This is a genomic window from [Enterobacter] lignolyticus SCF1, assembly GCF_000164865.1.
Taxonomy (GTDB): Bacteria; Pseudomonadota; Gammaproteobacteria; order Enterobacterales; family Enterobacteriaceae; genus Enterobacter_B; species Enterobacter_B lignolyticus.
On sequence record NC_014618.1, the window covers coordinates 151,341 to 174,811 of the forward strand.

At 58.8% G+C, this 23,471-nt stretch carries 21 protein-coding genes; 5 read left to right on the forward strand and 16 right to left on the reverse strand.

The genetic code is table 11. The annotated features are described in order from the left end of the window. The first annotated feature begins 26 nt into the window (after positions 1 to 26). Both selA and selB read left to right on the forward strand, forming a co-directional pair. Complete coding sequence (gene selA, locus ENTCL_RS00750) at positions 27 to 1,415, forward strand: L-seryl-tRNA(Sec) selenium transferase (protein WP_013364206.1); 1,389 nt, start codon at positions 27 to 29, stop codon at positions 1,413 to 1,415. Next, positions 1,412 to 3,247 carry a selenocysteine-specific translation elongation factor gene (gene selB / locus ENTCL_RS00755; protein ID WP_013364207.1) on the forward strand — a complete coding sequence of 612 codons (1,836 nt, stop codon included), beginning with the start codon at positions 1,412 to 1,414 and terminating at the stop codon, positions 3,245 to 3,247. The genes selA and selB overlap by 4 nt, the downstream gene beginning before the upstream one ends. Here the strand turns inward: selB and ENTCL_RS00760 are convergent. From ENTCL_RS00760 to ENTCL_RS22365, 3 genes are all read right to left on the reverse strand, one after another. Continuing rightward, on the reverse strand, positions 3,244 to 4,206 hold the full coding sequence (locus tag ENTCL_RS00760) for a LysR family transcriptional regulator (RefSeq protein WP_013364208.1): 963 nt from the start codon (positions 4,204 to 4,206) through the stop codon (positions 3,244 to 3,246). The genes selB and ENTCL_RS00760 overlap by 4 nt on opposite strands. Positions 4,207 to 4,506: 300 nt before the next feature. Beyond that, complete coding sequence (locus tag ENTCL_RS00765) at positions 4,507 to 4,977, reverse strand: hypothetical protein (RefSeq protein ID WP_013364209.1); 471 nt, start codon at positions 4,975 to 4,977, stop codon at positions 4,507 to 4,509. Beyond that, complete coding sequence (locus ENTCL_RS22365; RefSeq protein WP_013364210.1) at positions 4,967 to 5,767, reverse strand: winged helix-turn-helix domain-containing protein; 801 nt, start codon at positions 5,765 to 5,767, stop codon at positions 4,967 to 4,969. Before ENTCL_RS22365 ends, ENTCL_RS00765 begins: the two co-directional genes overlap by 11 nt. Positions 5,768 to 6,272: 505 nt before the next feature. Here ENTCL_RS22365 and ENTCL_RS00775 point away from each other — a divergent pair. Together ENTCL_RS00775 and ENTCL_RS24015 are read left to right on the forward strand one after the other, a co-directional pair. Next, on the forward strand, positions 6,273 to 6,677 hold the full coding sequence (locus ENTCL_RS00775) for a winged helix-turn-helix domain-containing protein (protein ID WP_013364211.1): 405 nt from the start codon (positions 6,273 to 6,275) through the stop codon (positions 6,675 to 6,677). 128 nt (positions 6,678 to 6,805) lie between these two features. After that, positions 6,806 to 8,734, forward strand: a complete 1,929-nt coding sequence (locus ENTCL_RS24015) for a methyl-accepting chemotaxis protein (RefSeq protein WP_013364212.1) — start codon at positions 6,806 to 6,808, stop codon at positions 8,732 to 8,734. 54 nt (positions 8,735 to 8,788) lie between these two features. Here the strand turns inward: ENTCL_RS24015 and araD are convergent, their stop codons facing one another. From araD to ENTCL_RS00840, 12 genes are all read right to left on the reverse strand, one after another. Then, positions 8,789 to 9,484 carry an L-ribulose-5-phosphate 4-epimerase gene (gene araD, locus ENTCL_RS00785; RefSeq protein WP_013364213.1) on the reverse strand — a complete coding sequence of 232 codons (696 nt, stop codon included), beginning with the start codon at positions 9,482 to 9,484 and terminating at the stop codon, positions 8,789 to 8,791. After that, the gene (locus ENTCL_RS00790) at positions 9,478 to 10,338 is read right to left on the reverse strand and encodes an L-ribulose-5-phosphate 3-epimerase (RefSeq protein ID WP_013364214.1); all 861 of its coding nucleotides are present in this window, start codon (positions 10,336 to 10,338) and stop codon (positions 9,478 to 9,480) included. The genes araD and ENTCL_RS00790 overlap by 7 nt, the downstream gene beginning before the upstream one ends. Then, positions 10,335 to 10,994, reverse strand: a complete 660-nt coding sequence (gene ulaD / locus ENTCL_RS00795; RefSeq protein WP_013364215.1) for a 3-keto-L-gulonate-6-phosphate decarboxylase UlaD — start codon at positions 10,992 to 10,994, stop codon at positions 10,335 to 10,337. The genes ENTCL_RS00790 and ulaD overlap by 4 nt, the downstream gene beginning before the upstream one ends. Beyond that, positions 10,991 to 12,496, reverse strand: coding sequence for an FGGY-family carbohydrate kinase (locus tag ENTCL_RS00800; RefSeq protein WP_013364216.1), 1,506 nt, complete (start codon positions 12,494 to 12,496; stop codon positions 10,991 to 10,993). Before ENTCL_RS00800 ends, ulaD begins: the two co-directional genes overlap by 4 nt. Before the next feature lie 18 nt (positions 12,497 to 12,514). Next, positions 12,515 to 13,834: an MFS transporter gene (locus ENTCL_RS00805; protein ID WP_013364217.1), complete on the reverse strand. Its 1,320-nt coding sequence runs from the start codon at positions 13,832 to 13,834 to the stop codon at positions 12,515 to 12,517. Between the two features lie 37 nt (positions 13,835 to 13,871). Then, complete coding sequence (locus tag ENTCL_RS00810; protein ID WP_420805097.1) at positions 13,872 to 14,780, reverse strand: DUF4862 family protein; 909 nt, start codon at positions 14,778 to 14,780, stop codon at positions 13,872 to 13,874. Between the two features lie 47 nt (positions 14,781 to 14,827). After that, positions 14,828 to 15,295 (reverse strand): YhcH/YjgK/YiaL family protein, encoded by a 468-nt coding sequence (locus ENTCL_RS00815; RefSeq protein WP_013364219.1) that lies wholly within the window; start codon positions 15,293 to 15,295, stop codon positions 14,828 to 14,830. Positions 15,296 to 15,305: 10 nt separating this feature from the next. Beyond that, a complete protein-coding gene (gene yiaK / locus ENTCL_RS00820) occupies positions 15,306 to 16,304 on the reverse strand; it encodes a 3-dehydro-L-gulonate 2-dehydrogenase (protein ID WP_013364220.1) in 999 nt (332 codons plus the stop codon). A gap of 115 nt (positions 16,305 to 16,419) precedes the next feature. Next, positions 16,420 to 17,265: an SMP-30/gluconolactonase/LRE family protein gene (locus ENTCL_RS00825; RefSeq protein ID WP_013364221.1), complete on the reverse strand. Its 846-nt coding sequence runs from the start codon at positions 17,263 to 17,265 to the stop codon at positions 16,420 to 16,422. Continuing rightward, on the reverse strand, positions 17,265 to 18,374 hold the full coding sequence (locus ENTCL_RS00830; protein WP_013364222.1) for an ABC transporter substrate-binding protein: 1,110 nt from the start codon (positions 18,372 to 18,374) through the stop codon (positions 17,265 to 17,267). Before ENTCL_RS00830 ends, ENTCL_RS00825 begins: the two co-directional genes overlap by 1 nt. 24 nt (positions 18,375 to 18,398) lie before the next feature. Further along, entirely contained in the window at positions 18,399 to 19,469 is a 1,071-nt protein-coding gene (locus tag ENTCL_RS00835) for an ABC transporter permease (protein WP_013364223.1), read from the reverse strand. Between the two features lie 13 nt (positions 19,470 to 19,482). Beyond that, positions 19,483 to 21,003 carry a sugar ABC transporter ATP-binding protein gene (locus ENTCL_RS00840; protein ID WP_013364224.1) on the reverse strand — a complete coding sequence of 507 codons (1,521 nt, stop codon included), beginning with the start codon at positions 21,001 to 21,003 and terminating at the stop codon, positions 19,483 to 19,485. A gap of 221 nt (positions 21,004 to 21,224) precedes the next feature. On the opposite strand from ENTCL_RS00840, the gene yiaJ reads away from it, so the two are divergent. After that, positions 21,225 to 22,040 carry an IclR family transcriptional regulator YiaJ gene (gene yiaJ, locus ENTCL_RS00845; protein ID WP_013364225.1) on the forward strand — a complete coding sequence of 272 codons (816 nt, stop codon included), beginning with the start codon at positions 21,225 to 21,227 and terminating at the stop codon, positions 22,038 to 22,040. Positions 22,041 to 22,064: 24 nt separating this feature from the next. On the opposite strand, the gene avtA is transcribed toward yiaJ, so the two are convergent. After that, positions 22,065 to 23,324 (reverse strand): valine--pyruvate transaminase, encoded by a 1,260-nt coding sequence (avtA, locus tag ENTCL_RS00850; RefSeq protein ID WP_013364226.1) that lies wholly within the window; start codon positions 23,322 to 23,324, stop codon positions 22,065 to 22,067. Positions 23,325 to 23,471: the final 147 nt, after the last annotated feature.

Genomic DNA, 23,471 nt, shown 5'->3' on the forward strand with positions numbered 1-23,471 from the left:
GGAGGGGGCAAACAACAGGCCATCTCATGACAACCGATCATCACCCGCTGTACAGCCAGCTTCCTGCGACCGATCGCCTTTTGCGCGATCCGGCGTTTTCTTCCCTTATTGCGCGTTTTGGCCACAGCCAGCTGGTGGGCGTGCTGCGTAAGCTCCTTGATGAGGCGCGCGAGGCTATCCGCGAGTGCGGCGCGCTGCCTGACTGGTGCGAAGACTGGGCGGCGGCGGCGACAGACGCGCTGTCGCTGGCGGAAAAAAGCCCGCTTTGTCCGGTGTATAACCTGACCGGCACGGTGCTGCACACGAATCTGGGACGCGCCCTGCAGGCCGAGGCGGCGGTAGAGGCCGTCGCACAGGCCATGCGTTCGCCGGTGACGCTCGAATACGACCTGGACGACGCCGGACGCGGCCATCGCGACCGCGCGGTGGCGGAACTGCTCTGCCGCCTGACCGGCGCGGAAGATGCCTGTATCGTTAATAACAACGCGGCGGCGGTCCTGCTGATGCTGGCGGCGACGGCCGCGGGGCAGGAAGTGGTGGTGTCCCGCGGCGAGCTGGTGGAGATCGGCGGCGCGTTTCGGATTCCGGACGTGATGCGCCAGGCGGGCTGTCTCCTGCGTGAAGTGGGTACCACAAACCGCACGCATACCCAGGACTATCTTGACGCGATAAATGACAATACCGCGCTGCTGATGAAGGTGCATACCAGTAATTACAGCATCGAAGGGTTTACCAAAGCGGTAGATGAAACGGAGCTGGTGAATATCGGCAATGCGCGCGGTATCCCGGTGATGACCGATTTGGGCAGCGGCTCGCTGGTGGATTTAAGCCAGTACGGTTTGCCGAAAGAACCCATGCCGCAGGCGCTTATCGCCGCGGGCGTGAGCCTGGTGAGCTTTTCCGGCGACAAGCTGCTGGGCGGCCCGCAGGCGGGTATTATCGTCGGTAAACGCCAGCTTATCGCGAAACTGCAGCAGCACCCGCTTAAGCGAGCGCTGCGGGCGGACAAAATGACCCTCGCGGCGCTGGACGCCACATTACGGCTGTACCTGCATCCGGAGAAGCTTGCGCAAAGCCTGCCGACGCTGCGGCTGCTGACCCGTACGCCGCAGACAATGCAGGCGCCGGGGGAACGCCTCCGGCATGCGCTGGCCGGGCGGTATGACGCTTTTAGCGTCCAGCTTGAGCCCTGCCTGTCGCAGATCGGCAGCGGGTCGTTGCCCGTCGACAGGCTGCCGTCGCTGGCGCTGACGCTGACGCCCAATGACGGACGAGGCGGCCAGCTTGACGCGCTGGCGGAACACTGGCGCAGCCTGCCTGTTCCGATCATTGGCCGTATTTATGACGGTCGCCTATGGTTGGATCTGCGCTGCCTTGAGGATGAATCCGGCTTTCTGGAGAACGTGCTGAAATGATTATTGCCACCGCAGGACATGTGGACCACGGTAAAACAACGCTGCTTCAGGCGATAACCGGCGTCAATGCCGATCGCCTGCCGGAGGAGAAGTCCCGCGGTATGACTATCGACCTGGGATACGCCTACTGGCCGCAGCCGGACGGCCGCGTGCTGGGGTTTATCGACGTGCCCGGGCATGAAAAGTTTCTCGCTAATATGCTCGCCGGGGTGGGTGGGATCGACCACGCTCTGCTGGTGGTCGCCTGCGACGATGGCGTGATGGCGCAAACCCGCGAGCATCTGGCGATATTACAGCTGACCGGCAGACCGACCCTGACCGTTGCGCTGACCAAGGCCGATCGCGTAGAGCCCGAACGGGTGGAGATTGTGCGCCAGCAGGTCGACGCCGTGGTACGGGAGCTGGGTTTTGGCGCGGCGACGGTGTTTGTCACTGCGGCCACGCAGGGGCAGGGGATCGACGCGCTGCGTGCGCATTTGCTGCAGCTGTCGGAGCGTGAACGGCCGCAGCATCAGCGGTTCCGTCTGGCGATTGACCGTGCGTTCACCGTCAAAGGGGCGGGGCTGGTGGTCACCGGCACGGCGCTGTCGGGCGAGGTGCGGGCGGGCGATACCCTGTGGCTGACCGGCGTCGACAAACCGATGCGCGTGCGCGGTCTGCACGCGCAGAATCAGCCCGTTGAGCAGGCGCGCGGCGGGCAGCGTATTGCGCTGAATATTACCGGAGATGCTGAAAAAGAGGGGGTAAGTCGCGGCGACTGGCTGCTGGCGGAACGGCCTGCCGGGCCCAGCGAGCGGGTGATTGTTGAGCTTAACGCCGCCGCTGCCCTGAGCCAGTGGCAGCCGCTGCATATCCACCATGCCGCCAGCCATATCACCGGTCGGGTATCGCTGCTGGAAGGCCAACTGGCGGAGCTGGTGCTGGATTCGCCGCTGTGGCTGGCGGATAACGACCGCCTGGTGCTGCGCGATATATCTGCGCGTACTACCCTGGCCGGCGCCCGGGTGGTCACGCTTGATCCGCCGCGTCGCGGCAAGCGCAAACCGGAATACCTGCAGTGGCTGGCGGCGCTGGCGGCAGCGGATTCGGACGCGGCGGCGCTGAATGTACACCTGCAGCGTGACGCGATGCGCCAGGCCGCTTTCGCCTGGGCGCGCCAGCTGACCGATGCCGGGCTTGAACGCCTGATCCCGCCCACGGTGATTCGCGCCGGAGGCTGTTTGCTCAGCGCCGGGCTGGCGGTCCGCTGGCAGCGTAAGCTGCTGGACGCGCTGGCGGTATATCACGATCAGCATCGCGATGAGCCTGGTCCCGGACGCGAGCGTTTACGGCGTATCGCCCTGCCGATGGAAGATGAAGCGCTGGTGCTGACGCTGATTGAGCAACTGCGCGAAAGCGGCGTTATCGGCAGTCATCACGGCTGGCTGCATCTGCCCGACCATAAAGCCGGGTTTACCGAAGAGCAGTCGGCCGTCTGGGAGAAAGCCCAGCCGCTGTTTGCCGATGAGCCCTGGTGGGTGCGAGACCTGGCGAAAGAGACTGCGACCGATGAAGCGGTGATGCGCGCGACGCTACGGCAGGCCGCGCAGCAGGGGCTGATTACGGCGATCGTTAAGGATCGTTATTACCGCAACGATCGGATTGTGACCTTTGCGCAGCTGATCCGCGAGCTGGATCAGGCGCGCGGTTCGACCTGTGCCGCCGACTTTCGCGACAGGCTTGACGTCGGGCGCAAGCTGGCGATTCAGATTCTCGAATATTTCGACCGAATCGGTTTTACCCGCCGCCGGGGGAACGACCACCTGCTGCGAGACGAGATGCTGTTTCGTTAGCAGTCAGGAGCAGGCGGACGGTGGGCCGCCTGCTCTATCTGCTGGTGAATGATTTTCAGAATTTCATCAAGAATGTACTGTACCCGCCACGGCTGATATTCGCGTTTGCGGTAGATAGCCACCAGATCCAGCCACCACTCGGCCTGATGCGGGAAGCAGAGCGCCAGCTTATTTTCCGCGATATCTTTCTGCAGGCTTTCCTCCGGGGCAAAGACGATGCCCAGACCGTTACGCGCCAGCTCCAGCGCCGTTTGCGTGTTGTCGCAAATGTATTTTCCTGAGACTTTATAGTCTGTGACATCGTTATTTCCGGGGGTATTAAACTTCCAGATATTTGAATCATCAATCATCATGGAATCAATCAGAATACAGGAGTGGTTTTCCAGTTCACTGGGAGAATGAATAGGATTTTTACTGAGATATTCCGGGCTGGCGAACGCGGTGACCGAATACTGTGTAATTCTGCTGGCAATTAGCGATTCATCTTTAGGTTTGGTATAGGTAATAAGCACGTCGCAATCATCTGGGAATTCAACACCTTCATAAAAGGCCTCGCGATCGAGATTACAGGTCTTCAGCTTTATGCTGATATCACCAATATCCGTTAGCTGATGAATCACGCTGCGCGACAGATAGGAGATAATCCCTACCGGAGCATAAATTGATACCTGACCACTTTTTTCCTGCTTATAATCAGCAATGAAATTAACTAATTTTCTGGCGTCATTCAGGGTCGCGTCCACGTAGGGCATCAGCGATTCGCCGAACGGCGTCAGGGCCAGGCTGCGGGTGGTGCGTTCAAACACCTTGAGACCTATTTTAGATTCAAAATCAGAAAGATATTTGCTGACGTTTGCTTGCGCCATACCGAGGATCACCGCCGTCTGGCTGATGCTTTTGGTGGCGGAAATGAGTGATATAATCTTTAAATCCCTGGGTTTAAGCTGTAGCTTATTCATCGTGACATCCATATATATGATTTTTATATACTGCTATATAAATATGCAAGTTACTTGTGCTGTTTTGTAACCATTATTATGGATGCGTTTTCTGTAATATTAAAAGGATTTATTGTAAAGATGTTATCTGAAATGCGGATCAGGATTTCTTTTCCTTTATTTTTGTCACCTGTCTCGAGTACGCTGAACTCGCACTGGGATATATTTTAGAAAGAACCTTACCGCATTGAACTGTGTGATCCGGTAGTTCTGCGCTCCGCCCAAAAGCGGTTCTCAGGGAAGAGGGCTCCTCCCTGAAACCTACTTCCGCGTTATCGCGCAATAAAATGCCGGAGTACCGTCGTAGCTGAACAGATACCCGGCGGCATTTTCCATGGTTAATTTCCAGCGCAGACCTCGTTCTCTGGAGTAAAAGAAATCGGGGGTGTAGGGGTATACCGAACCGGCGGTTTTGGGAATGGCATTGGTCTCATCTGAGATCATCACCAGGGCATCGCCATCCCGCCAGAAAGTGAAGTCAATTTTATTGCTGGTGGGAATTTCTCGCCCCGAGGCGGTGATATATTTGCCTTTCGACTCATACTGGCCGGTATCGCCGGAAAAGCGAAAATGCATAATCAGATCTTCGGTGCCGCGATCGGTCACCAGCGTTATCTGGGCTTCACAGGAGAAATGGTTTTTCTGCCAGTTAACGTAGCCCGCCAGTGCAACAGAGATAACGACAAGCGTAATCAGCAGGTTGAGCAGAAGGCGCACGTTTTTATTTCTCATCGCCTTTCTCCCGGTACAGCCACGAACGGCACTGTGCGTCACTTTGCGCAATATCCTTATCACAAAGCAAAATGGAAGTGCCTTGCTGAAAACGATCTATTGTCAGCCAGGCGATGGATTCCGTTGCGCAGCTTATTGGCGAGCGCAAGCGCAACTCATTGAAAACGGCGATGCTGTACTGTGTGCCGGACCAGGAGGAATAAACCTGGCAATTTTCCACTTTACCTGCGTAAGTGTACTCCGCATAAACCGGGGACGGCGATGCGCGCAGCCAATGGTATTCCCCAACAATAAGCACCAGCACGATGGCCAGCAGCAAATAGAGCCGTGAACGGAATCGCGGCCCGCGCAGCGGCCTTAGCGCCTGGCGGTGTAATACCCTCGCGGGCCGATGCGCGGTTTCGGCAAGGGGTTCTGCATTTTCTGCAAAAGTAAGAATAAAATCCTGTAATTCGCCGGGCGTTATCTTCGCCACGCATTTGAATCCCTGCTTGGGCAGCGTCAGAATCGCTTCTTCGTTTAGCCCGGCGGCCTTAAGCCCTTTACGTACCGAGGCAATGCTCTGATAAAGCGTATTGGTCGACACGACGGTGCCGCGCTTTTCCCATACCTGTTCAAATAACATCTTTTGCGTTACCGGCTCCTGGGCATACTGAACCAGCAGCAGCAGGCAGTCGCTGGCCGGGGCGTGCAGCGTGATGCGCCCCGCAGGGTAAGCTTCGCGGCGATACAGGCTGTATTGCTCCGGGACGAACAAAATTGTGTCATTGATGAGAAACGCGGTTTTCATGGTGTTCCCGTACCGAGCGATGTCTGGAGCCTTATTCGTTCTGTTTACAGCGTTCTGAATCAGAAGAGATCACCTAACTTCACTCCCCTTTTTTGCCGTCTCTTTTATGCTGAATGGCGGTTGAAATGCTGCGAGCCAAGGTTACGGTGAAATAAGCGTTCTGTCATGAGTATAGATGCCCCATACGGGGAAAATATCGCGCATGAGCAGAATATATGACTGTGTTTTTTGTTTATTTTGTTGTTTTATGTTGAGTTGTCACTCTATTGTAACTTTTTGGTGTCATGGGCCGTGATTTTTCGTTTTTGCGGTATTTTCATCTGAAAGCTGGCTATTTAATTGGGTGATGATGCTGTTTACGCTTCATTTGATGAGGGAATTCTTATGCGATGAATATATTGAATGTGATTTTGGTTGCTTTATATTATCCCTCACAAACAGTAATGAATTTGTTACAACAATGTGCGGGTGACAATGGAAAACTAACAAAGCATGGGCAGTAATAATGGAATATCAGCTGTATGGATTTATGATTGGAACAGAGATTCATTTCGACATTCATAATCAACGGGTCTATCGCCTGCCATCTCGCCATGCCGATAAAAGCATCGTGTTCGTCACCATTGCGTTTAACAAAACGATGCTACAGCTTTTTCTCTATCTTCTGATGCACGGACGGAAACGTGCAGTGAGCAAAGATGAGTTGATGCAAAAAATTTGGGAAGAAAATAACCTCAGCTGTTCCTCACAGCGCGTGTGGCAGGTAGTGAATAATCTGACCAAAAAACTGGTAATGCTGGGTTTACCCATCGATTTCATTACCAATATTAAAGGTAGTGGCTACAGAGTTAACTATGAAAGTATTACGCCTGTGTATTGCAAGGGTGATGAGTTACCACAATGTGTATAAGCATCTAACGTATTGCGCGGGAGAGTGATGTCCCCCTAAGCGCTTTTCCCTGGATATTCACGTGTCCAGGGCTTTTTTTATCTGCAGCGGAAACAGATTTGTCGTCTCATAAATAACGGGATGGTTGTATGAAAATATCATCATTTTTATTGAATTTAAAAACAGGCAAAAAATTAACTCTAGGATTCGTCATCATTATTGTTTTGATGATTGTCATCCTGTTAACCAGTATTCTGGGGTTGAAGAATATTCAGGATAAGGTCACCAAAGGAGCATTAAGCGTACAGCTAATTAATGCGCTTTTCGATACGCGTTTAAACCGAACATACTATCAGTACACCAGCGAAGCTCGTTATCTGCAGAAAAATGGCGAAGCGGTCGATCGCATGATGGTCATCCTTAACGAGCTTAAAGCGATGAGCTGGTCGGGAAAAGGCCAGCAGCTGTTGCTCGATACCGAAGAGGCGGTAAGCAACTATATCCGCGACCGCGCGCCGTTCAACGATGCCGTTGGCAAACGGTATCAGCAGAGCCAGCTGCTTAATTCGGAGCGCCTCATTGGCGAATCCCGTGTTTTTGACGGTTTAAGTGAAAACGGCGCGCTGTCCGCTGAGCAAAAGCTGCAGGCGGCGCAGCTGGGATTTATTCTCAATGATATTGATTCCATGCTGACGGACTTTAAAACGACCCCCACGCCGCAGGCGTTGGCCGGAGCGAAAGCGAGGCTGGAAGAGGGGATGGCGCGAACAAAACTGCTGCTACCGGCGCTGTCGGATAAAGAGCGCGCGACGGGGAATAGCGTTATCGTCGCGCTGAGCGGTTTTATCAGCGCCCTTGAGCCCTACCGTAGCGCCTGGCTTGCGGTGGACGGCGCTTCGGTAACGCTGCTGGCAAGAGCCAATGAGCTGACCCAGGCGATTAACACGCTGCATGAGTTTCAGGAGCAGACTGTCGAAAGCATTGTGGTCTCGGTGGAATGGCAGATGCAGCTGGTTGCGCTGATCGGCATCATCATCGGCATTGTGCTGGCCTGTGTCATTACGCGGGCGATTACCCGGCCGCTGAACGCAACGCTGCTGATGGCGGAAAATATTGCGCAGGGCGATCTGACCCAAACCCTGGAAAGCCAGCGTCAGGATGAGATTGGCAAGCTGATGCAGGCCATGTCGCTAATGAATCGCAACCTGAAGAATATTATTCATGATGTCCGCGAGGGCATCGCGAGCGTGGCGCGCTCTTCGACGGAGATTGCCGCCGGGAACGTTGATTTGTCGTCGCGAACGGAACAGCAGGCGGCAGCGGTGGTGGAAACGGCGGCGAGCATGGAAGAGCTGACGTCAACGGTGGCGCTGAACGCGGAAAACGCCGGTCAGGCGCGTCGGCTGTCCGAGCAGGCGGCGCAAAAGGCCGCGCAGGGCTGTCAGGTATCGCAGTCGGTGATTGAAACGATGCGCAACGTACAGGGAAGCGCACACCGTATTTCGGAGATTACGACCGTCATCAACGGTATTGCCTTTCAGACCAACATTCTGGCGCTCAACGCCGCCGTTGAGGCCGCCCGGGCGGGTGAGCAGGGGAAAGGGTTCGCCGTGGTGGCAGGCGAAGTTCGCAACCTGGCAAGCCGCAGCGCGCAGTCGGCAAAAGAGATTGAGAGCCTGATTCAGGAGTCGGTCGGCTATGTGGATACCGGATTCCGGCTGGTAGAACAGGCGGGCAGCGCGATGGCGGATATTGAAACCTCGGTAGCCCAGGTGCGCGACATCATGAGTGAAATCGCCTCCGCAACCGACGAACAGAGCCGGGGCATTACCCAGATTGCTCAGGCGATGTCGGAAATGGACACCACCACGCAGCAAAACGCGGCGCTGGTGGAGGAATCTTCGGCGGCGGCCAACAGCCTGGAAGAGCAGGCGCTGAAGCTGGAAGAAGCGGTGTCGGTATTCCGGGTGTCCGACGATACGCTGCTGACGCCAGGTTCAGCGCTCCATCGGCCGACGCCGGGCGCGGCGGCGAAAGCGCCGGTTAAGCGTCAGGAAGAGGGCTGGACTACGTTCTGAGGCGCGTGAGCGCAAACGCGGCCCGGGAGACAGACCCCCGGGCCGTTCTGGCGCTTACTGTCCGTAATAGGCGTGCTTGCCGTGTTTGCGCAGATAGTGTTTATCCAGCAGGTCTGCCTGCATATCCGGCAGCTGCGGCGTCAGCTGGTGGGAAAACAGCCCCATATAGGCGCACTCTTCCAGCACCACGGCATTGTGAACGGCGTCGGCGGCATTCGCGCCCCAGGCGAAAGGCCCGTGGGAATGCACCAGCACGGCCGGGATTTGCAGCGGGTCGATATCGCGCTGCGCAAAGGTTTCGATAATGACCTCGCCGGTTTCCCGCTCATACTCGCCGTGAATTTCCGCAGAGGTCATCCGCCGCGTGCAGGGAATAGCGCCGTAGAAATAATCAGCATGCGTGGTGCCCCAGGCGGGGAGATCGCGTCCGGCCTGCGACCAGATAGTCGCGTGGCGGGAGTGCGTGTGTACAATGCCGCCGATTCCGGCAAAACGGCGATACAGCGCCAGGTGCGTGGGCGTATCGGAAGAGGGCTTTTTGTCACCCTCCACAACCTTACCGCTGGCAAGGTCGACGACCACCATATCGTCGGCGGTCATTACCTCATAGTCTACGCCGGAAGGCTTAATCACCACGAGATGGCTTTCGCGATCGATGGCGCTGACGTTGCCCCAGGTGAAGGTCACCAGCTGATGCGCCGGCAGGGCCAGGTTTGCCGCCAGCACGTCGGCTTTGAGTTGTTCTAACATACCATGCCTCCTTCCTGCATGCGGGCTTCAATCCAGCGGCGGGCCTGAATGATTTCCAGCACCGGCTCTTTGGCTTTTTCAGTCCACATTTCGATTAAAAACGCGCCGCGGTAGTTCAGCGTTTGCAGCGTGCTGAAGACGGCGGGGAAATCGACGCAGCCGTCGCCGAAAGGCACGTCGCGAAACTGCCCGGGGCTGTCCGGCGTAACGGGGTAAGTATCTTTCAGGTGGATGGCGGCAATGCGGTCGATGCCGAGGGCGAGCTCAGCGCTGACGTCGTTGCCCCAGGCGCTGAGGTTGCCGACATCGGGATACACGCTGAACCACGGCGAAGCGAGCATTTCATCCCACTGTTTCCATTTGGTAATGGAGTTCATAAAAGCCGTATCCATGATCTCCACGGCGAGCATCACCTGGGCGGCGGCGGCCTGTTCGACGGCCCAGCGCAACCCCTCTGCGAAGCGCTGCCGGGTGCTCTCGTCATGCTCCTCGTAATAGACGTCGTAACCGGCAAGCTGAATGGTGCGGATGCCTAAATCGCGGGCCAGCCTGATGGCCTGGGTCATGATTTCCCGCGCCCGTTCGCGCACGGCCTCATCGCGGCTGCCAAACGGAAAGCGGCGGTGGGCGGACAGGCACATCGACGGGATTGCCACGCCGGTTTCCAGCATCGCCGTCACCAGCGATGCGCGCTGGCCGGTGCTCCAGACGAGCCGGGATAAGCGCTCGTCGGTTTCATCGACCGACATCTCGACAAAATCGAAACCGCAGCTTTTCGCCAGCACCAGCCGCTCCGGCCAGCTGAGATCTTTCGGCAGCGCTTTTTCGTAGATACCTAACGGATGACGCCTCATGATCGGTCCCCCCACAGTGTGCGAATTTGATCATGGAAATCGGCCGCGACCTGCTCGGGTTGCGCCGCGCCCGCCAGCGCCCGGCCGGCAATAAAGGCTTTGACGTTGATGTCTTTAAACAGCGGCAGGTCGGCGGGGGTAATACCGCCGGTAATGGACAGCGCGAGGCCGATATCCGACAGTGCCTTCATCCGCGCGAGGTCGGCCTCGCCCCACTGCTGGCCGCTCGCCTGGGCATCGCGGCCGCGGTGATAAATGGCCTGACGAATGCCGATGCGATGCCAGTCGCGGGCGTCATTCAGCGTCCAGTTGCCGAACAGCTCCATCTGGATTTCGCCGCCGTATTCCCGCGCCACCTGATGGCCTTTCTCCACGGTCGCCAGCGGCGCCGCGCAGATGATAGTCATCCAGTTGGCGCCCGCGGCAAACGCCTGCTGCGCCAGGGTTTCTCCGGCATCGGCAACCTTCCAGTCGGCGACGAGGGTTTTACCAGGGCACTGCTGGCGCAGCGCCCGCAGGGCGTTCAGTCCCTCCGTCAGGCACAAAATAGTGCCTGCTTCGACGATATCGACATGGTCTTGCAACCGCGCCACATCGCGCTGGGCGGCCTCAAGCGAGGTGTGATCGAGGGCCAGTTGCAGTAACGGTCGGCTCATAGGTGGTGCTCCTTTATTTGGGCGTGGTAGCCCTGTAGTGCGGAAATCAATAGCTGATAGCGCTGGTATTTACGCTGATAGGCGGCATGGACGTTGGGGTCGGGCCAACGCGTCTGGATATCGTGGCGGATAGCGCGCTGCGCCTCGCGGAAGTCGCGATAAACGCCGGTGCCGGTGAGCGCCGCCAGCGCGGCGCCAAAGCAGCCGGTCTCTTCCACCTGCGGCAGTTCGACCGGCAGGCCGCTGACGTCGGCCAGCATCTGCATCCAGACCCCGGAGCGCGTCGGCCCGCCGGTGACGCGCAGCGCCTGCGCGTTGCTGAACCTTTCCCGCATGCGGTTGAGGTGCGTCATATGGCAGAACACCACCCCCTCATACACCGCCTGCAGCAGGTGGGCGCGGGTGTGAATAGCCTGCATGCCGTAAAAACCGCTGGTCATTTCCAGCCCGGCGTTACTGCCGTACAGGAAGGGAAGAAACAGCAGGTCGCTGCCCGCTTTCGGCAGTGAGGCGACGAGGCGGTTTATCTCTGCGAATGAGATATCGCCCCACTGGGCCGTCAGCCATTCGAGATTGCCGGAAGAGGTCGGGCTGGCCTCATGCACGATGTACTGGCCGTCATTGACGTAGCGGCCATACACGTACGGATGCGGCTCGCCGTGGCGTATACCGTCAGAGATGCCGCTGGTGACCGCCCAGGTTCCCATCACCGCGTTCAGACGTTGTTCATCCCGCAGCCCGGCGCAAAGAGCGGTGGAAACCACGTCAAACAGCCCGCCGACGACGGGAGTTCCCGCCGCGAGACCGGTAAGCGCGGCTGCCTGAGGCGTGATTTCCCCGCAGATGTCGGCAGAGCCCACCACCGGCGGCAGCGCGTCGTCAATCTCGCTGATGCCAAGCCAGGCGGTGAGCCGAGGGTCATATCCCCCCTGCGCCATGTTGTAGAGGTTTGACTCGGAGATATTGCTCTCTTCGCAGCCTTTCACCCCGGTAAGCTGAAAGCGCAGCCAGTCGTGGGCCATCATCACGCAGCCCGTCTGCGCATAGCGCTGGGGCTCGTTTTCTTTAACCCAGCGCAGCAGCGACACCGGATGGCCGGTCCACAGCGTCTGGCGGGTGTGGGGATACAGCTTCTGCGGGATACCGTCCTGCTGCCAGCGGTGGACCAGCGCCATTGCCCGTCGGTCGGACGACAGTATGGCGTTACCCAGCGGCTGGTCCTGCTTATCGAGCAAAAACAGCCCCTTGCCCTGCGCGGAGATGCCGACGCCTTTTACCTGCGCGCCGCTCACCTTCTGCTGGCGCAGCAGGCTGGCGATGGTGCCGACGCAGGTCTGCCAGAGCACGTGCATATCGCGCTCGGCATAACCCGGCGCCGGGCTCAGGGTCTGCAGCGCCTGACGCGCGATGCCGTGCTCGCGCCCCTGGCTATCGTACAAACCGGCTTTCAGATAAGTACCGCCACAATCGATACCCAGCCAGAAGGTCTCATGTTCACTCATCGTTTGGCCTCGTGGTGGTCAGGCGGCGCGTTTGCGCGGCGCGGCGGATGTCGCCGCGCTGCCGGTCGCATCGCATTTGCCGGGCAGCAGCAGGGCGAGTACCGATGCCAGCGCCAGCGAGATAGCCAGGCAGTAAACCCCGGCATCCTTGCTGTAGAGCGTGATTAGCACGCCGACGGCGTACGGGCCGCAAAAGCCGCCAAGGTTGCCCAGCGCATTGATAACGCCGCGCGCGCCGCCGGCCATTTCGGCGCTGAACAACCGCGCCGGGATGGTCCAGAACACGCCGGCGGCGGACTGCAGAAAGAAACCGCAGCCGACGAGGGCGGCATAGGCCATCCAGATATGGGCCTTCAGGGCAACCGACAGGAACATACACAGCGCGAAGCCGATCAGCGGCAGGGAGACGAACAGCTTGCGCTTACCGGTGCGGTCGGAGAGCGACGAGAACAGGAACATCCCGGCAATGGCGCCAACGTAAGGCAGAATGGCGAGTACGCCCACCTGACCGATGCTGGTGTGGGTCAGCTCCTTGAGAATGGTCGGCAGCCACAGGGTGTAGCCATAGATACCGGTCTGGTAGAAGAAGTTGAGCGCAATCAGCTGCCACATCGTTTTGTCGGAAAGCACGGCGCTCAGCGACGCGTTTTTGACCTCTTTTCCGGCAATGGCCTGCTGCTCTGCGGCAAGGGTGGTCACCAGATAGTTTTTTTCCGCCTCGCTTATCCAGCGCGCCTCCTGCGGACGGTCGTAAACCGTCAGCGCCCAGAGCGCCAGCACCACTACCGACAGCAGGCCTTCGATGATAAACAGCCAGCGCCAGTCGAGCGCGGTGATTATCCAGCCTGAGAGCGGCGCGGTAATGATCCCGGCGATGGGGACAAACATAATCACAATCGCGTTCGCACGGCCGCGCTCGGCGTCCGGGAACCAGTTGCTGATCATCGTCAGCACCACGGGCAGCATCCCGCCCTCCGCCACGCCGAGCAGAAAGCGCAGCGCCAGCAGCTGATACTGGTTAGTGACAAGGCCGGTGAGCACGGAGATCACCGCCCAGGCGACCAGCGACCAGCCGATAAACTTCTTGCCGCTGCCGTGTACGGCGATTTTGCCTCCGGGTACCTGCAAAAACAGGTAGCCGATAAAGAAAATACCGCCAGCCAGCCCGGCCATCGTGGCGGAAATACCTAATTCCTGATCCATTCCGCCTGGCATGGCAAACGCAATATTGACGCGGTCCATATACGAGATAATGCAGGCGATCAGAATGGGCGGAATTATTCTTAACCAGCGCTGGCGCGGAATATCCGCAGATGAAAGAGATGCAGAGCTTTTCATAATCAGATTCTCGGTTAGAGGTAAAATGTTTTTATTGTTATTGCGTGGCGATATTCATCGCCTGAATGCCATCACGTAATATCCCGACGCGATGGTCAATATCCGCCTGCGGATCGATTTCCAGTAATTTAATACCGGAAAACTGCAGCGTGGCGGAGCCTGCCGCGGCAAATACCTCGCGGGCGCGTTCTGCAGTGAGCAGGCTTTCCGGACAGCCGGGCGCAAAGGGAGCGTGCAGATCCTGCCAGTCGCCGTAGGCGCCGGACGCGGTGGTGCCGGAGAACATCACCGCGCCGAGTTTTTCCGCACGGCGTACCGCCGCCACCTGCTGTGCGGGCAGCGCCGGATTGCGTCCCTCAATGGCCGATCGCGCCCAGTTGATGCAGACGCTGATGTCGTATCCGGCAATGACCTCAAGCGCATTCGCCAGCGGCAAGAATCCCTTGCGCGGCACGGGCTGGTTCATGGCGTCGCAGTGCTCCAGCACCAGCGCGCAGTCCCAGTCCCAGCCGGCTATCTCGCTTATCGAACGGGCGAAGGCGTCGGTGGCCTGAGCGATACTGGCGTTGCCCGCCAGCGGCGCCGCCTGTAGCTCAAGGGCGATGACTTTGCCGGGAAAACGGGCGTTCACCGCCGCGATTTTCCGGTGCAGATGGCGATACCAGGCCACGCAGGCGCGGCGCTGGGCTTCATCGCTGGAGGCGAGCCCGAAGCCGCCGCTGTCGGCGCGCCGGCGCATGGTTTCCATAATCGCCGTCACCACCATCTGCCAGTCGCCGGGCGTGTGCCTGAACAGCCACTCGTCGCCGAACGGATGCAAATGCTCAAGGCACGGCTGCTCCAGCCCGCGGATATGCGGCGTGTCGGCCAATTGTCGCCAGAAGGCGGCCTCTTCCGTTTCGCTTCTTTGATGAAACGACGGCGCGCAGGGATACGCACCGATAATATAACCGGCGTTTCCTGTCCTCATTTTTTTGCTCCTGCGTTAACGAATTAATTCAGTGCGGAAAGCGCCACCTTAACGACAATTTTACGGATTGGCGTTTCCCGGGTTTTATTACACCCAGGGCGATGGACATCCTGCGGGAAAAATATCGCATAGCTTCCCGGCACCATTTCAAAGAATGATTCGTTCTCACTGTCCTGGTAATAAATAATGTCGCGCGTTTCCAGCAGCGATTCGCTCACCGCGTTGTTGCCGGTATCAATAGCGATACCGATCTCCTCTTCGCCCCAGGCCATAAACTGGATATCAATATACCGGCGGTGCACCTCCGGCTTGAGCATATGGCGCGGTTGGGTGGTGAGATCGAGGATTTGCGCGTAGATATCGCGGCCCTCGATGTCGACAACGCCCGGCTCAAGGGCGCGAAAATCGGTGCTGCGTAAAAACGCCAGCGCTTTTTCAATCGCCGCCGGAAACCGGCAGGGGTTCGGCTGAGAAATATGGCCAAATATCATAATATTGCCCTCACAGCGCCTGGATCTTCGCCCACACACGGTCGTCTACCGTGATGCCGTTGCGGCGGTTTTCCGCCTGCATGCGGGTGAACTCGTGCCCTGGCAGGCGAATGGCGACGTTTTCATCCGCGCGTTCGGCGCTGGTGATGAAGTCCATAATGCGCTGCAGCTTGGCGTCACGCGTGGCGCCATCGATCAGGCGATCGACCTCAATGGCGATGAAAATCTGCGAAACGCCGTACTCATCGCGGTTATCCTGGGTGACCTCCGCCACAGAGGCGCCATCCGACAGCAGAGTGGCTATCATATCCAGCACGATGGAGAGCCCGGACCCCTTCCAGTAGCCCATCGGCAGAATGCGGCGGTTTTTCTCGATAACGCCAGGTTCGCGGGTAAGGTTGCCGTCATCGTCGAAGCCGCCGTCAACCGGCAGCTGGCGCCCGGCGAGGCGGTTCACTTCCAGCATGCCGTAGGAGAACATCGACATTGACATATCCACCATGGTGATGGGATTACCCGGGATCGCGACAATGAGCGGGTTGGTGCCGATGCGGCACTCTTTGGCACCCCACGGCGGCATTACGGCTATCGAGTTGGTCCAGCAAATACCGATATATCCCTGTTCCGCCGCCTGCCAGCCGTAGCTGCCGCCGCGCATCCAGTGGTTGGCGTTACGCAGCGCCACCAGGCCGATGCCATGATCCGCCGCCAGCGAAATGGCCCGGTCCATCATCGCTTTCGCCGTCAGGTTGCCGATGGCGCGCTGGGCGTCCCACTGCTCAATGGCGCCAAGGCTGGTGATGCGCGTTGGCTGCGCGTCGGGAATGATATCGCCGTTGTCGAGCTGCTGAATAAAGCGCGGGAAGCGGTTGACGCCGTGGGAATAGACGCCGGACTCTGTCGTGCGCGCGAACATATCCGCGCAGGCTTCCGCTGTTTCCGCCGCCACGCGGCGCTTAAGCAGTACGCGCTCAAATTCGGCTTTCAGTTCTGTAAAGCTTAATAACATACTGATTCTCCCTTCTGTCTTTGTTTCGCATAGTGAAATCGCATTCCACTAAACATTATTAGGTTGTCAAAACGCGCCGACAGCGAACCGCCGGTGCGTGATAATCAGTCAGAATTCAGCGCTGGATAGCGACGCGGTAGAGCGAGGTTGTCGCGGTAATAAACAGCGTATTGCCGTCCGGGCCGCCGAACGTGCAGTTCGACACGCGCTCCGGCACCGGGATATGTTCCAGCCGCTCCCCCTGCGGCGAGAAGACGATCACGCCGTCATCGCAGCTGCAGTAAATATGGCCTGCGCTATCGACGCAAAACCCGTCGGGAATGCCTGGCTCCACCTGGGCGATGACGTGTGAAAACGCGGCCTCCTCGCCGTTCAGACGGTAGGCGCGCAGCTCCCGTCGCCCCTGGGTCGGAAAATCAATCACCGACATGTCCGCCACGTACAGCCATTGGTCGTCCGGCGAAAAGGCCAGCCCGTTCGGGCGCTGGGTATCGCTGATGGCGATGGCCACGCGATCGCAGCGTTCGTCATAACGGTAGACCCAACAGCCGACGACCTGGCTTTCCGCCCTGTAGCCCTCTTCATCGCCGGTGATGCCGTAGGGCGGGTCGGTAAACCAGATACTGCCGTCGGCGCGCACGGCGACATCGTTAGGGGAGTTGAAGCGCCGCCCATCGATGCGGCTGACCAGCATCCGGTGCGTACCGTCGGTTGCGGTACGGCTGATCCCTCGCCGTCCGTGCTCGCAGGTGATAAGCCGCCCTTCGCTGTCCAACGCGTTGCCGTTGGCATAATGAGATTCGGCGCGAAACAGGCTGACGCCTTCTCGGTCATCCCAGCGGAACATCCGGTTGCCTTTGACGTCGCTGAAAATGACGCACTGTTGCGCGGGCACCCAGACCGGACCTTCCGCCCAGATAGCCGGTGAACACAGGCGTTCAACGCGGTCGACGGCGAACATTACTTCACGCCCCAGATGGCTTTGTAGTGGTCGCGGTAGCCGTTGCCCGGGTCGAACTCATTGTTCTGGCCGCCGTCGGCGGCGATGTTCTCTTTGGTGACCAGATGCGCCGGGGTGACATAACCGGAAGGCTGTTTGCCCGAGAAGGCGCGGTTAAATTCGTCCAGCAGCTGCCAGCCGTGCAGGCGCAGCGGTTCCGGCACCGTGGCGACCTGTCCCTTACCGTCGCGCACGCGCTGGTAGGCGGTGACGGAGCCGTCGCCCGCGGAGATGTTATACGGCGGTTTATCGCCGCTGCCTTTGCCCGCGGTTTGCAGCGACGGCGCCATAAAGTCGAAGTACAGATCGTTTATCGCCAGCGAGTATTCGAACTTATCGCCATATTTTTGCAGCAGGCTGTAGGTCATACCCGGCATGCGGTTTGCGGTGTCCGCCAGCGGCGTGTCGATAAACTCCAGCACCTGGCAGCCGCTGCACTGCTCAATAATCTTCTTCATCGCGTTGGCCTTATCCAGCGCGATTTGGTAGAGAGAATCGGTAAAAATCAGCACTTTGGCCGTACCGTTGGATTTTGCCACCGCGTACAGCGCCGCCATGCGGGAGACGTCGTTGGAGTCCGAAGTGACGTTATAGAAGATGTTGTACGCCGGGACCGGCCCCGGCTGCGGTACGGCGTGCCAGGCGGTCAGCACAATGCCCTCTTTGACCGCCTTCTTCAGCGGGATTTTCGCCACGTTGGGGTTCCAGCCGCCGATGACGATGCCGTCAGGCTTGCGGGCGATGGCCTGGTTCAGCGCCGCCAGCTGATCCTTGACCGACCCCGCGCCGTCCAGCACGTCCAGCGACCAGCCTGCGGCTTTCGCCGCCTCTTCCAGCCCCTGCTTCACGCCGAGCACGCCGCCGTTTTTCATGTCGGAGGCAATAAAGATAATTTTCTTATTAGGTTGTAATGCGGGTCCCTGGGTTGGCCCATCCCACACCGTTACCGGCGCGGTCGCTTTCTCAATGGCGGTTTTCGCCTGCTGAACAAAGGTATCATCGGCCTGGCTCAAGCCGCTTGCCAGCAACAGTCCGGCGGCGAAGAAAGAACAAACCATTTTATTGTACATTTTTCATATCCTTGCGCGGTTGCATTAGGGGGTGACAGAGGCGTTGGGCGACGGCGACTGCGGCCGTTGCACCATTTTTTTATTCAGCGCGCGGCGGCGCTGAGCGTAGCCCGCGAGGGTGATCGACAGCAGCAGGGTGATGCCGTTGAACAGCGGTTCCACCCAGAACGCGCCGCCAAACTGCTGGATACCGGCGATGCCGATAGCCAGCACCGCGATCCCGACCACGGTCCCCCAGACGTTAACCCGCCCCGGACGGATCGTGGTGCTGCCGAGAAACGCGCCGACCAGCGCGGGCAGCAGGTAGTCCATGCCGACGCTTGCCTGGCCGACGCCCTGCTCTGCGGCGATGATCACCCCGGTAAAGCCGGTCAGCGTACTGGAGGCGATAAACGCGCCGATGGTGTAGCGGTTGACGGCAATGCCGTTCAGCGCGGCGGCGACCGGGTTGCCGCCGACGGCGTACATGCAGCGGCCAATGGGGGTGTGCTCGGTGACAATCCACAGCGCCACGGCGGCGGCCAGCACGTAAAACGCCACGACGGGAATACCGAAGACCTCGGTGTGGTGCAGCGCGATAAAGGCGTCGGGCAGATCGCCGACGATTTGCCGACCGCCGGAGTGCCACAGGGCGATGGCGTACAGCACGGTGCCCGAGCCCAGCGTGGCGACAAAGCTGTCGATATCCGCCAGCGCGACCAGGATGCCGTTCAGCAGCCCGTACAGCGCCGACAGCGCCAGTACGATGAGCACCGCGACGGGCCAGGAGAAGCCGTACTCCACCTGCAGCGTGATAGCCAGAATGTGCCACAGCACGATGCCAAAACCGACGTTGAGGTCGATTTTGCCGACAATCATTGGAACGGTGGCCGCCAGCGCCAGCAGGGCGATTTTCGATTTGCTGTCGAGGATCGCCTGCAGCGTCAGCATGGAGGCGAAAGAGGGGGTCGTCAGGGAGAATACAATAACCAGCAGCACGCATATCAGCGGCAGGCCGTAGCGGGTAGCGTATTGACCAAGCCAGGCGGCGATACCGTGTTCCTGCAGCGAAACCCGCGATTCCAGCGCTGTCGACTTCATGGATGTTTTAGCCATAGCAAACTCCGACTTAATGGGTTGTGCCGTCGCCGGACGCCAGCTCCAGCAGCCGGGCGAAGGTGACGTCCTGATTGCGCAGCTCGCCGACGATGCGTCCGCGATTGAAGACCAGCGCCCGGTTGCAGATATGCGCGACCTCTTCCAGATCGTTGGATATCACGAGGATGGCGGTGCCGTTCTCCAGCGCCTGGTTCAGCAGGGCGTAAATTTCCGCCCGTGCGCCGACGTCCACCCCTGCGGACGGATCTTCGAGAATGAGCAGCGGGGCGTTCAGCGACAGCCAGCGCGCCATCACCACTTTTTGCTGGTTGCCGCCGGACAGCGCGCCGATCTCAATGTTGATTTGCGCCGGTCGCACGTCGAACTGGCGAACCTGCTCCCAGCTGCGGGGCGCTTCGCAGGTTTCGTCGTAGCGTGAAAACGGGGAATGGCCCTGCTTGCAGGGGTTGAGGTACAGGTTTTCCCGCACCGTCATGCCGGGCACCAGGCTTTCATGCAGGCGATCCCCGGCGACAAACGATACGCCTGCCGACATCGCCTCCCCCGGCGTGCGCGCCTGAAAAGGGGTTCCGCACAGGCGGATATCGCCGCCGGAGGCGTGCCGACAGGCGAACAGCAGGCGACCGATCTCTTCCTGGCCCGCGCCGCGCAGCCCGGCCAGCGCGACCATCTCTCCCGCCCGCAGCGTAAACGACACCGGGCCGGTATCGCCGACGCGGACGTTATCAAGCGCCAGCTGTACCGGGGCGCTGGCGTCCGGCAGCGGATGACGCTGTCCGTGATTCAGAGATTCGCCGACGATAAGTTCGACCAGCCCGCGCAGGGTGAAGTTGGCGATGTCCCCGCCCCCGGCGTAACTGCCGTCGCGCATGGCGCAGACGGCGTCGGCCATTTCCATGACTTCGTCCAGCCGGTGGGTGATATAAATCATGCCGACCTGCTTTTCGCGCAGTATGTTCATCACGCGGAACAGATGACGCACATCGTCGGCGGGCAGCGAGGCGGTGGGCTCATCGAGCACCAGTACGGCGGCATCCACCGCCACCGCGCGGGCGATTGCAAGCAGGGATTTTTCGGTGCGCGACAGGTCAAAAACGCGGTCGTCCGGGTCGAGGAAAATGCCGATATCTTCCAGCGCTTTTTGCGCCTGGCGGCGGGTGGCCTGCCAGTCAATCAGGCCGAAGCGGCGGGGGAAACCCATTATCATCGCCATGTTTTCCGCGACCGTCATCCACTCGACAAGACCGAGGTCCTGGTGGATAAAGGCGACGGGCCTGTCGCTGCCTTTATGCAGCGCGGAGGCAGAGTCGATCGGCTGGCCGCGAAAGAGGATTTCGCCGCCGTCGCGCGAGTAGACGCCGGCCAGCACCTTGATGAGCGTGGACTTACCGGCGCCATTTTCCCCCAGCAGCGCAACTACCTTACCGGGAAAAATATCCAGGCTGACGTTATTGACCGCCAGGTTGCCGCCAAATCGCTTCACGATGTGGCGCAGTGACAATACCGGAGTTTCGACTGCGGGTTCCGCCATTCGCATGACCTCTCAACGCTGTTGTGAGAACATTACATAAGCTCTAAATTTCACTATACGAAATCTGATTTCAAATATAGCGATCAATTTTTGACAAAGCAACGGCTGACGATTTTTTTGAAATCTATTAAAATCAATGCATTGTGATTTTTCTGTCCAGATCGTGAACTGAAACACACTTTGCGCTACCATCAGAGCGCGATGAAAAGGAGAGAGGCTCGATGAGCGTAAAAGAGAGTGAGATGACGCAGGACAAAGAGCGGCCTGCCGGTAGCCAGAGCTTGTTCCGCGGCCTGATGCTGATTGAAATTCTCAGCAATTATCCTAACGGCTGTCCGCTGGCGCACCTTTCCGGGCTGGCCGGGCTGAACAAAAGCACCGTCCACCGTCTGCTGCAGGGGCTACAGTCCTGCGGGTATGTGACCCCTGCGCCCGCGGCGGGAAGCTACCGCCTGACCACCAAATTTATTGCCGTCGGGCAGAAGGCACTGTCATCGCTCAATATCATTCACGTGGCGGCGCCGCATCTTGAGGCGCTGAACCTGGCGACGGGAGAGACCGTGAACTTTTCCAGCCGCGAAGACGATCACGCTATTCTGATTTATAAGCTGGAGCCGACCACCGGGATGCTGCGCACTCGCGCCTATATCGGCCAGCATATGCCGCTGTACTGTTCGGCGATGGGCAAGCTGTACCTGGCGTTCGGTCATCAGGACTATGTGCAGGCCTACTGGCAGAGCCATGCGGATGAGATTCAGCCGCTGACCCGCAACACCATCACCGGGCTGCCTGCGATGCACGACGAGCTGGCGCAAATTCGTGAGCGCAATATGGCGATGGATAGGGAAGAGAACGAGCTGGGCGTCTCGTGCATCGCCGTTCCGGTTTTCGATATTCACGGCCGCGTGCCGTACGCGATTTCGATTTCGCTTTCCACCTCGCGTCTCAAGCAGGTGGGCGAGAAGAACCTGCTGAAGCCGCTTTGCGATACGGCGAATGCGATTTCGCGGGAGCTGGGGTTTACCGTGCGCGGTTAAGCGCACGGTGAGTGCGGGGCGGGGCTACGGCAGATTATTGACGTTCCAGGCGATTTCGATTTCTTCCGCCAGTATTTTGACGCCTGCCTCAATCTTTTCAGGATCAGGGACATAGTTCATGCGCATGCACTGATGGGTGTGCGGCCAGGGTTTATCCAGCCCCGGGAAGAAGTAGTCGCCTGGCACCATCAGCACGCCGCGCTTTTTCAGCCGCTGGTAGAGCAGTTCGGTGGTGATGGGTAGGTCTTTAAACCATAGCCACAGGAAGATTGCCCCTTCCGGCTTATGGATCAGGCAACGCTCCTGCGGCAGATAGCGGCGGATAATGGCAATGGTTTCCTGCACCCGCTGATAATAAAACGGTTTGATGACCGTTTCCGACAGGCGCAGCAGGTCGTTGCGCTTAATCATTTCGCACATCATCGCCGGGCCAATGCCGCCAGGCGCAAGGCTGATAATGCCGTTCATATTGCTGATGGCGCTGATGATTTTCTCATTGGCGATAATTATCCCGCAGCGGCTGCCCGGCAGGCCAAGCTTGGACAGGCTCATGCACAGCACAATATTCGGGTTCCACAGCGGGCGCGCTTCGCTAAAGATAATGCCCGGGAAGGGCACGCCGTAGGCGTTATCGATAACCAGCGGAATGCCGTGCTGGTTCGCCAGCGCGTCGAGCTTCATCAGCTCATCGTCGGTGATCACGTTGCCGGTCGGGTTGGTCGGGCGGGAAACGCAGATCATCCCGGTCTCATCCGTCACCCGCAGGTGCTCAAAGTCGACGTGGTATTTAAACTGGCCTTCAGGCAGCAGCTCGATATTGGGGCGGGCGGAGACGAACAGATCCTCTTCCAGCCCGGAATCCGCGTAGCCAATGTATTCCGGCGCCAGCGGAAACAGCACCTTACGGGTGGTGCCGTCGGCGCGCCGTCCGGCGAACAGATTGAATAAGTAGAAAAATGCGCTCTGACTGCCGTTTGTTAGCGCAATATTCTGTGGCTCAATATCCCAGCCCAGTTCCTGACGCAGCATCTGCGCCAGCGCCGCCAGCAGTTCCGTCTTCCCCTGCGGGCCATCGTAATTGCACAGCGCGTCAGTGACTTTGCCACTTTCCAGCATCTCTGCCAGCAGCTGCCGGAAGTAATCGTTCATCTGCGGGATCTGCGCGGGATTGCCGCCGCCGAGCATAATGGCGCCAGGAGTGCGCAGGCCGTCGTTAAGGTCTTCCATCAGACGGGTAATCCCGGAATGACGGGTGAATTTGTCGCCGAAAAGTGAAAATGTCATAGCAGGTGTTCTGTTGGTCTTACTGATGAAGTGGCTAACCATAACCCCGTGGCCAGCGTGGTGCAAATCGAAGGGGGAACGCCTTTTCGGTCATTTATTCTGCTTATAAAAGGCCGGCTGGCGTTTCATGCCAGCCGGTTGCGGCTG

Excerpts from the sequence above, each read along its gene's own strand:
- selA (WP_013364206.1), top strand. The coding sequence starts at position 27 with ATGACAACCGATCATCACCCGCTGTACAGCCAGCTTCCTGCGACCGAT.
- ENTCL_RS24015 (WP_013364212.1), top strand. The coding sequence starts at position 6,806 with ATGAAAATATCATCATTTTTATTGAATTTAAAAACAGGCAAAAAATTA.
- ENTCL_RS00765 (WP_013364209.1), bottom strand. The coding sequence starts at position 4,977 with ATGAGAAATAAAAACGTGCGCCTTCTGCTCAACCTGCTGATTACGCTT.
- ENTCL_RS00800 (WP_013364216.1), bottom strand. The coding sequence starts at position 12,496 with ATGAGTGAACATGAGACCTTCTGGCTGGGTATCGATTGTGGCGGTACT.
- ENTCL_RS22365 (WP_013364210.1), bottom strand. The coding sequence starts at position 5,767 with ATGAAAACCGCGTTTCTCATCAATGACACAATTTTGTTCGTCCCGGAG.
- ENTCL_RS00805 (WP_013364217.1), bottom strand. The coding sequence starts at position 13,834 with ATGAAAAGCTCTGCATCTCTTTCATCTGCGGATATTCCGCGCCAGCGC.
- yiaK (WP_013364220.1), bottom strand. The coding sequence starts at position 16,304 with ATGTTATTAAGCTTTACAGAACTGAAAGCCGAATTTGAGCGCGTACTG.
- ENTCL_RS00825 (WP_013364221.1), bottom strand. The coding sequence starts at position 17,265 with ATGTTCGCCGTCGACCGCGTTGAACGCCTGTGTTCACCGGCTATCTGG.
- ENTCL_RS00840 (WP_013364224.1), bottom strand. The coding sequence starts at position 21,003 with ATGGCGGAACCCGCAGTCGAAACTCCGGTATTGTCACTGCGCCACATC.
- ENTCL_RS00760 (WP_013364208.1), bottom strand. The coding sequence starts at position 4,206 with ATGAATAAGCTACAGCTTAAACCCAGGGATTTAAAGATTATATCACTC.
- ulaD (WP_013364215.1), bottom strand. The coding sequence starts at position 10,994 with ATGAGCCGACCGTTACTGCAACTGGCCCTCGATCACACCTCGCTTGAG.
- ENTCL_RS00835 (WP_013364223.1), bottom strand. The coding sequence starts at position 19,469 with ATGGCTAAAACATCCATGAAGTCGACAGCGCTGGAATCGCGGGTTTCG.
- avtA (WP_013364226.1), bottom strand. The coding sequence starts at position 23,324 with ATGACATTTTCACTTTTCGGCGACAAATTCACCCGTCATTCCGGGATT.
- ENTCL_RS00830 (WP_013364222.1), bottom strand. The coding sequence starts at position 18,374 with ATGTACAATAAAATGGTTTGTTCTTTCTTCGCCGCCGGACTGTTGCTG.
- yiaJ (WP_013364225.1), top strand. The coding sequence starts at position 21,225 with ATGAGCGTAAAAGAGAGTGAGATGACGCAGGACAAAGAGCGGCCTGCC.
- ENTCL_RS00775 (WP_013364211.1), top strand. The coding sequence starts at position 6,273 with ATGGAATATCAGCTGTATGGATTTATGATTGGAACAGAGATTCATTTC.
- ENTCL_RS00815 (WP_013364219.1), bottom strand. The coding sequence starts at position 15,295 with ATGATATTTGGCCATATTTCTCAGCCGAACCCCTGCCGGTTTCCGGCG.
- araD (WP_013364213.1), bottom strand. The coding sequence starts at position 9,484 with ATGTTAGAACAACTCAAAGCCGACGTGCTGGCGGCAAACCTGGCCCTG.
- selB (WP_013364207.1), top strand. The coding sequence starts at position 1,412 with ATGATTATTGCCACCGCAGGACATGTGGACCACGGTAAAACAACGCTG.
- ENTCL_RS00790 (WP_013364214.1), bottom strand. The coding sequence starts at position 10,338 with ATGAGGCGTCATCCGTTAGGTATCTACGAAAAAGCGCTGCCGAAAGAT.